Origin of the sequence: Streptococcus sp., assembly GCF_030825805.1 — a bacterium.
In the GTDB taxonomy this organism is placed as follows: Bacteria; Bacillota; Bacilli; order Lactobacillales; family Streptococcaceae; genus Streptococcus.
On the sequence record NZ_JAPJPF010000018.1, the window covers coordinates 24018 to 32374 of the forward strand.

General features: G+C 43.2%; 10 protein-coding genes and 2 tRNA genes. 2 read left to right on the forward strand and 10 right to left on the reverse strand.

From position 1 onward, the window contains the following. Window positions 1–240: 240 nt before the first annotated feature. From rpsG to rsgA, 9 genes are all read right to left on the reverse strand, one after another. Window positions 241–711 carry a 30S ribosomal protein S7 gene (gene rpsG / locus RCH62_RS04285; RefSeq protein WP_048715723.1) on the reverse strand — a complete coding sequence of 157 codons (471 nt, stop codon included), beginning with the start codon at window positions 709–711 and terminating at the stop codon, window positions 241–243. A gap of 19 nt (window positions 712–730) precedes the next feature. Then, window positions 731–1144 carry a 30S ribosomal protein S12 gene (gene rpsL / locus RCH62_RS04290; RefSeq protein WP_001142332.1) on the reverse strand — a complete coding sequence of 138 codons (414 nt, stop codon included), beginning with the start codon at window positions 1142–1144 and terminating at the stop codon, window positions 731–733. Window positions 1145–1360: 216 nt separating this feature from the next. Next, on the reverse strand, window positions 1361–1897 hold the full coding sequence (locus RCH62_RS04295) for a hypothetical protein (RefSeq protein WP_306474702.1): 537 nt from the start codon (window positions 1895–1897) through the stop codon (window positions 1361–1363). Window positions 1898–1919: 22 nt separating this feature from the next. Further along, window positions 1920–2744 (reverse strand): pur operon repressor, encoded by an 825-nt coding sequence (gene purR, locus RCH62_RS04300; RefSeq protein ID WP_272079841.1) that lies wholly within the window; start codon window positions 2742–2744, stop codon window positions 1920–1922. 129 nt (window positions 2745–2873) lie between these two features. Next, complete coding sequence (locus RCH62_RS04305) at window positions 2874–3824, reverse strand: 3'-5' exoribonuclease YhaM family protein (RefSeq protein ID WP_129269931.1); 951 nt, start codon at window positions 3822–3824, stop codon at window positions 2874–2876. Beyond that, complete coding sequence (locus RCH62_RS04310) at window positions 3811–5067, reverse strand: DNA recombination protein RmuC (protein ID WP_306474703.1); 1257 nt, start codon at window positions 5065–5067, stop codon at window positions 3811–3813. Before RCH62_RS04310 ends, RCH62_RS04305 begins: the two co-directional genes overlap by 14 nt. Window position 5068: 1 nt before the next feature. Further along, window positions 5069–5734 (reverse strand): thiamine diphosphokinase, encoded by a 666-nt coding sequence (locus tag RCH62_RS04315; RefSeq protein ID WP_306474704.1) that lies wholly within the window; start codon window positions 5732–5734, stop codon window positions 5069–5071. Beyond that, window positions 5694–6353, reverse strand: a complete 660-nt coding sequence (gene rpe, locus RCH62_RS04320) for a ribulose-phosphate 3-epimerase (protein WP_023024510.1) — start codon at window positions 6351–6353, stop codon at window positions 5694–5696. Before rpe ends, RCH62_RS04315 begins: the two co-directional genes overlap by 41 nt. Window positions 6354–6368: 15 nt before the next feature. Beyond that, window positions 6369–7247, reverse strand: coding sequence for a ribosome small subunit-dependent GTPase A (gene rsgA, locus RCH62_RS04325; protein ID WP_306474705.1), 879 nt, complete (start codon window positions 7245–7247; stop codon window positions 6369–6371). 182 nt (window positions 7248–7429) lie between these two features. On the opposite strand from rsgA, the gene RCH62_RS04330 reads away from it, so the two are divergent. Next, window positions 7430–7512: transfer RNA gene (locus tag RCH62_RS04330), tRNA-Leu, on the forward strand. A 4-nt stretch (window positions 7513–7516) separates the two neighbouring features. Beyond that, a tRNA-Ser gene (locus tag RCH62_RS04335) sits at window positions 7517–7605 on the forward strand. Window positions 7606–7899: 294 nt separating this feature from the next. Here the strand turns inward: RCH62_RS04335 and RCH62_RS04340 are convergent. After that, the coding region (locus RCH62_RS04340; RefSeq protein WP_306474706.1) for an rRNA adenine dimethyltransferase family protein at window positions 7900–8357 on the reverse strand (458 nt) is incomplete at its 5' end.

Below are 8357 nucleotides of genomic sequence, written 5' to 3' on the forward strand. Positions count from 1 at the left end.
ATACTATTATAACATGATTTAACAAAAACGGATAGGCAGGACCTACCCGTTCTCATTGTTTATCCTGTTTTTTTGTTGGTTCCAACTTGTAGATAAGTTGAGCTGGGTTCAAGAGCTGATGATGCTTAATTGAACCCGGGCTAAAAGCTCGGAAAATAGATAAGCTCTCCTAGAATCTTTGATTCTTCGTCAAGCTTCCTAATTTTCAGTCGCTTTTTTAACGCCCTCAGTATCTTAATCTTACCAGCGGAAGTGTGCGAAGGCACGGTTAGCTTCAGCCATACGGTGAGTGTCTTCACGTTTCTTAACTGCTGCACCAGTGTTGTTTGCAGCATCCAAGATTTCTTTAGCAAGGCGATCAACCATTGTGTGCTCACCACGTTGACGAGCGATGGTTACCAACCAACGAAGTCCAAGTGTTGTACGACGTTCTGGACGAACTTCAACTGGGACTTGGTAGTTAGATCCACCAACACGACGTGCACGTACTTCAAGTACAGGCATTATGTTTTCCATTGCTGTTTCAAATACTTCAAGCGCATCATTTCCAGTAACTTCTTTGATTTGCTCAAAAGCACCGTAAACGATTGAAGCTGCTGTACCACGTTTACCATCAAGCATAACGCGGTTGATAAGACGAGTAACTAATTGTGAATTGTAAAGCGGATCTGGCAATACATCGCGTTTAGGCGCACGGTTTTTACGACTCATTTCTCTTTATCCCCTTTCCTTATGCTTTTGGACGTTTAGTACCGTATTTAGAACGGCCTTGTTTACGATCGTTTACACCTGCAGTATCAAGTGCTCCACGGACGATATGGTAACGTACCCCTGGAAGGTCTTTTACACGTCCACCACGAAGAAGAACCACGCTGTGTTCTTGCAAGTTGTGTCCGATACCTGGGATGTAAGCAGTAACTTCGATCAAGTTGCTCAAACGTACACGAGCGAATTTACGAAGGGCAGAGTTAGGTTTCTTAGGTGTCATTGTTCCAACACGAGTTGCAACACCACGTTTTTGTGGTGAAGAAACGTTTGTTTGAACTTTTTTATGACTGTTGTAACCAACGTTCAAAGCTGGTGATTTAGATTTTTCTACTTTTGATTTACGCGGTTTGCGAACCAATTGGTTAATTGTAGGCATCTACATTCTCCTGTATTTTTTTATTTTTGGTGATGATACACTTGGTGACAGCTATCATCTGTGTGTACTTTTGCAACATTTGTCAGCACGTCCCTGTACACTCTTGAGAGACCAAAAGTAAAAAGTACCGTCTATTATTTTAACATAGCGGTACTTTCACTGTCAAGATTTTTTTCTCTTTTTTGCACGATTGCTTCTTCTTAAAATCGCGCTAGATTATTGTTCAGTTTGTTGCGTTACAGCTGGTGTGGTAGCATTCGAAACCTGAGGAACCTCATTGGACTGATACTGAGGGACTTCTGCGGGAACGACTTGTTGAGGTTGAACCGTTTGGCTAGCTTGATTCGTATCAGTTGATTGAGTATTCTGATTGGTTTGCATTCCGTAATAGTCTACAATGTACTGAATACGAGCTTGAAAGGCCTGTTTCTTGGTTTCGTCCTTCACTTTTTCTACAGCCTCTTGCGCAGCGGTTAAGGTTTCTTGAGTTGCAGTCGTTTCAAAATGAGCAACTGCTTTTTCAGCCGCTTCAGCGATTTTCGCTTCCTCTTCTTCTTTGGCTTTTTTAGGGTCTTTTTTCTTAATAGGAAGAGAACCTGTTTTTTTGGTTTCTTGCTTCACTACTGTAACTTGGTCTGCAGAATTTTTACGAACCGTATAAAGTCCACCGACAAGAACTCCTGTCAAGATGAATATCGTTGCCAATCGAAGCCATAGGGGACTACGATCAAAACGGTCTAAAATTGTTTTCATTTTCCTTTCTCCCTCTCCAGCCTTAGTTCTTATCGAAAATATTTCCGATTTCTACATCAATTTTATTTTCTGCTACATCAATGTTGGTCACACGTAAAAGTGACTTGTGATCGAATAAATCTTTACTTCTAGCCGAAGCATTGTCCGCAAAAATAGCGACTCCTGCCAACTCTGAATCGAACTCAGCCAAGAGACTAACCATCCCACTGATCGTTCCCCCTCCTTTAAGGAAATCATCGACAATCAGGACACGGCTTCCAGCTTTCAAACTACGCTTGGATAGGAACATTTTCTCAATCCGATCGCCACTGGAACCAGATACGTAGTTGACACTGACCGTTGATCCTTCTGTAATTTTCAAATCGCGTCGTACAATGACAAAAGGAACATTTAAGACATTGGCTACCGCGTTTGCTAATGGGACACCCTTAGTGGCCACCGTCATGACTGCATCGATTTTTTGATCTCGGAAGGCCTTGGCAATAATGCGCCCAATATTATTTAAGATTTTTGGATCACTTAGCAAATCCGAAAGGTAGATATACCCACCTGGTAAAATCCGGTTACTTTCTGACAATTGATTGCACAAATTTTGGACAATTTCTTTTGAATCTGCATCCGAAATGGAAGGAGTAAATATGACCCCTCCACCCGCACCGGTAAGAGTTTCAATGCTTCCAATTTCCATTTCTTCAAAGGCCCGTTTAATAATGACAATATCCTCAGAAATAGATGATTTGGCAGATTCGTATTTTTCGGCAAATGTATTTAAACTCGTCAATTCGTAGGGATGATTAATCAAGTAATTCGAGATCACAACCATCCGCTCACTTCTTCTTAGCTTCATTTTCTCTCCACATAGTTTTTTATTGTATTATACCATATTATACCAAAAAACGAACGTTGTTAGTCTCACAACATTCGTTTTTGGTTTTTTTACTAACAAACTAAGAGTAATATTTTCATCGCCAGTCTATTAGGAATCTTTTAAATTTGGCTTATAGAAGGAGCGGTTGTCCAAGGCAAAAATCTTATTGGTCATTTCACCAGGGCCTACTAAAGCTAAGGCAGAGGTCATCATCATCATTTCTGCATCTAGGTTATCAATCATATGGATGATCTCGGCTTCCATGATTTTTGGACGAACCGGGCTACCATATTCTAGTAGACCATGGTGACTCAAAATCACATGGCGCAACACAATCACATCTTCTTTTTGATCGTCAATCTTTAACTCTTGTAAGACCTTGGTAATTTCTTCATCGATTAGAGCAATGTGCCCGATGAGGTTGCCTCGAACCGTATACTCTGTATTTTCAGGCCCCGATAACTCTAGTACCTTGGCAAGATCATGGAGCATGATGCCGGCATAGAGGAGACTCTGGTTTAATTGAGGATACACCTGAGAGATGCTCTCAGCCAAACGAACCATGGTGGCTGTGTGATATGCTAAGCCCGTCTCAAAAGCATGGTGGTTGGTTTTGGCCGCAGGATAAGAGTAGAACTCTTTGTCATACTTGCTGTATAGCGCCCGCACCACACGTTGCCAAACTGGATTTTCTATTTTGAAAATCATCCCTGATAGGTAATCTTTCAAATCGACTGGATTTACCGGAGGTTTTTCCTTAAAGTCTGCTGGATTTGATGGCTCCCCACTTTGAGGCAACCGCAAGGTCAACTGGTTGACCTGAGGCGTATTGTTGTAGACCTCCCGACGGCCACTCATATGAACCACACGCCCAGCCTGAAATTGCTCCACATTATGTGGCTGAGCATCCCACAATTTTCCTTCGATTGTGCCTGTTTCATCTTGGAAGACAAAAGCAAGATAATTCTTTCCAGCACGTGTCTGACGAACATCTGCTGACTTAATGAGGTAGAAACCTTCAAACAATTCGTCTTTTTTCATTTGATTAATTTTGACCATCATCTTCTCCATCTTCTAAATTCAATAGGCTTGCTATATCTAGATTCTCTGACGTTTCAATGTTTCGGAGTGTGCGCTCGATAGCATTTGTTCTTCGGTTTAAGAGGTCATCAATGTTGCCAGAGGCATGCTTCAACTGCCGTTGGGTCTTTTCCAAAACGCCTCCAAATTTTTGGAACTCCGTCTTGACGGATGCAAGGACCTTGCTAATATCATCCGCACTTCGTTGAATATTCAGGGTCTTAAATCCAACCGATAGGGAATTCAACAAGGCTGAAAGCGTACTTGGCCCCGCGACGACAATCTGCTCCTCTCTTCGGAGGCGATCAAAGAAGGCTGGGTCGCGGACCACTTCTGAATAGAGCCCTTCCGTCGGTAAAAAGAGAATCCCAAAATTAGTAGTGGCAGGCGGATAGAGGTATTTTTGATGAATGTCCTTGGCAAATTGTTTGATACTAGCCAATAGGAGCTTGCGACACCGTTCAATCTCCTCTTTCTCTCCACTTTCGTAGGCTTCTTCCAGTCGGTAATAACCGTCCAGAGGAAATTTAGAGTCGATTGGCAGATAGACGTATTCCCCTCTGACCTGACCAGGCATCTTGATCGCATACTCGACACGTTCGCTGGAATGGGGAACTGTTACAAACTCTCTCTCGTATTGGGCGGGAGTTAGGATATCTTCGATGATCTGGCCGAGTTGGAGTTCTCCCATAATCCCACGGGTTTTCGTGTTAGAAAGAACCTTATTGAGACTTCCTACATCTCTAGCGACCGTCTGCATTTCCCCAAGACCTTTATTGACCGATTCCAATTGTTTGGAGACCGTCTCAAAAGAGGTTTGAAGACGACTATGCAAGGTTTTTTCCAACTTTTCTTCGACCGTTTGACGCATCTGCTCCAACCGCAAATCATTGGAAGCTTGAATCTGTTGCATCCGCTCGTCCGTTTTGTCTCGGTTTTTAGTGAAATTCTCAGCAAGTTCTGCTCGTAAAGCAGTCGTTTGCTGATGCATTTCTGTCCGTAATTCCATAAGACGGTCACTAATCGCCATCTCTATCTGCTGGCCAGTGATTTGCTGAGCTTGTCGCTCTCTCTCAAATCGGTAATCCAGCTGATCCGAAAGATGATCTTCTTGGTCCTCCAGTAAGTCACGGACCTGTTTGTTATCAGCTATCCGTTGCTGGTAGAGCAAGAAGAGCAAGACAAGATTTCCCACTCCTAATACAAAAAGGATTATTTCCATCTTATTTCCCATCCTTGCTATAAATGATAAGGGCGTAGCCTCGATCAACGGTTAAGGTAATCGGCTGATTGATAAACTCGTTGGAACCATAAATAGCCTTTTTAAAATAATTGGTCTGATTTAAGGGATACTTGGCTCCTTCAATCTGGATGGAAGCTCCCTCAACTGGCATAAAAGCTACATAGGTATAGCCTGCTATAGGCAGAATGGTATGGCAGCCTGCTGGACGATAGCAGAGATAATTTTGTTGGTCCATCAAGTAAAGTTGCGACATAAAAGGTGCAATCTCTGGATCGCTGGGCAAAAAAACGCTGGCCAAGTGGTGATCCAGGCGACCACCAAAGGCTCCAAAAATCAGAATGTCCGCTTGAGGCCAACCTTCTAACACTTCCTTAATCGCCAATTCCAGATCCGTATCATTTTTTTCTGCTACCGAAGTCCGTAATGCGTGAGCCGCAGATTGAATACTCTGGAATTCTTCTGGCTCGACCGAGTCAAAATCTCCAACTGCTAAAGATAGTTCCAATCCTTGCTCTAATAGGAAAAGGCAACCTGCATCCACTCCGACATAAACATCCAAGTCTAGCGGAATGGTTTCCACTCGGCCACCAGCTACAATCGCAACCTTAGTCTTGGATGGCTGCTCGAAGGGTTTGAACTCGTTCATTCACATCTCCATTAAACACATAGGAACCTGCTACAAAGACGTTTGCCCCTGCTTCTTTCGCAGCGTGAATCGTCTTATCATCAATTCCCCCATCGACTTCAATATCGAAATCCAAGCCTTTTTCTTCACGCAATTGAACCAATTGACGAATCTTATCCATAGTTTCTGGCAGGAAGGCTTGCCCACCAAATCCTGGGTTGACAGTCATGACAAGTACTTGATCTACCAAGTTCAAGATGTGTTGGATACTTTCAACAGGGGTTCCTGGATTGATGACCACACTTGGTTTGACCCCTGCCAAACGAATTTTTTGAAGGGCCCCATGGATGTGTGGAGTCGCTTCGACGTGAATGCTAATGATATCTGCCCCGGCACGCGCAAACTCTTCGATATGTTGCTCAGGATTGGTAACCATCAAGTGGCAGTCAAACACTAGCTTGCTGTGAGGACGCATACTAGCAACTACACCAGCACCAAAGCTGATATTAGGCACAAAGTGGCCGTCCATCACATCGATGTGAGCGTACTCTGCACCAGATGCTTCCAATTTCTTCAATTCACTTTCAAAATTTGCATAATCTGCACTCAAAATAGAAGGGGCTAATTTGTTTGTTTTCATATTCTTCAGGTCTCCTTATTTGGGTAATTTTTTCGATACTTTTTTGTAGGTTTCACGCCTATTTTCGATCTCGCTCAAAAACTGTAAGTAATTCTCATAGCGGAAGGAAGCTATGATCCCTTCCTCAACAGCGGGCTTGACGGCACAGGATGGTTCATGTGTGTGGGTACAAGTACGGAACTTGCAAGCCTGCCTCACCTTGGCGATATCTGGAAAAGCATGATTGAGATCTTCCGCATTATCAACTTCATAATCTAGAGAGGAGAAGCCAGGGGTATCCGCAATTTTGCCCCCATTGAGATCATAAAAACTGACAGCTCGCGTCGTATGGCGGCCGCGTCCAAGACTGTCGGAGATTTCTCCTGTCTCTAGTTCCAACTCCGGAGCCAAGGTATTCAAGAGGGTGGATTTCCCCACTCCTGTTTGGCCCATAAAGACCGTCACCTGATCCTTCAAGAGAGGCAAGAGCTCTTCCTTGTCAGTGACAAAGTCATAGCCCATTTTGCGATAGACTTCCTGGAAAGGAAGCATCTGAGCTGGATCTTCTAGTAAGTCCATTTTTGAAATATAGACAATCGGATGAATCACTTTTTGTTCCAATAGGACTAAAAAGCGGTCCAATAAATTAACATTAAAATCCGGCTCTTTGGCAGACATGATGACGACAGCCTGATCTATATTCACAATGGGTGGGCGGACTAAGCTATTCTTTCTTGGGAATATTTTTAAAATATAGCCTTCCGAATTTTCTTCAGCTGAAAATTCTACCTTATCTCCAACATAGGGAGTTTGTCCCTTTTTCCGGAAATTTCCTCGGGCGCGTGTTTGGTAAATTTCTCCCTTGCACTCCACATAATAAAAACCGGCCAAGGCTTTAACAATCGTTCCTTGCAACTGGCACTCCTTTAAAGTTAATACTACCATTATATCAAAAAATATACGATAACGCTTGCGAACCTTAAATTCTATATATATTAGAATTTTATATTACCTTAAGACTCAGTACAGAATCACTATATAAATTCTGTTACTATTTTTTCTTGGCTTTTCTTTTAAAAAGAGTATAATAGAACTATGCGGAGGTGGTGGAACGGCAGACACGCATGCTTCAGGCGCATGTGCCTCTTCGGGCGTGAGGGTTCAAATCCCTTTCTCCGCATCTTGGAAAGGTGGCTCAGCTCGGTACGGCACCGGACTCGAAATCCGGCAAATGGATTTTCTTCATGCGCGGGTTCAAATCCCGTCCTTTCCTTACGATGCAAACAAGCCATAGGTCATGACCTATGGCTTATTACTTATAAAACTTCTTTGAGACTTTCCTTAGGTGAGTACGGACGTTAGCGAACTTCTCCGAAGTTCCATAACTAATTTTTGAGCCTTAAGTCTCAAAAATTCCGAGAGCCTAAACTACCTTTTATTTAGGCTCTTTTCTCACAGCGGAAAGTCTCGTTTTATAACCGATATCATTCGAAAATACATAAAAAACACCGTACTTCATAGCGTATTTATAATTAAGAAAGAAGATTACGAACCCATGTCTTTTCTATTATTTGATCCCGGCTTCTAGAAGACCGTCTGCCAAGCGGGCGAAGTCTTCTAAGCTAAGGGCTTCTCCTCGTACAGAAGGTTGCAGGCCTGCAGCTTGGATCCCTGCTTCCAATTTGGCTTTGATTTCTTCGGTCTTGCCAAAGCGGCTGGTCAAGTTGTTCCAAAGCGTTTTGCGACGGTGGACAAAGCTAGCCTTGCTAACAGAGAAGAAGAAATCTTCATCCTTAACTGCCACTGCTGGCTCTGGGCGACGCACCATCTTGAGGATGGCAGAATCAACGTTTGGCGCTGGCACAAAGACGGTGCGAGGCACGATAAAGGCTACCTTAGCGATCATATAGTATTGGACTGCAATGGACAAAGACCCGTAAGCCTTGGTATTAGGTTCGGCTGAAATGCGATCTGCCACCTCTTTTTGCATCATGACCACAAATTCTTGGAAAGGAATTTTAGACT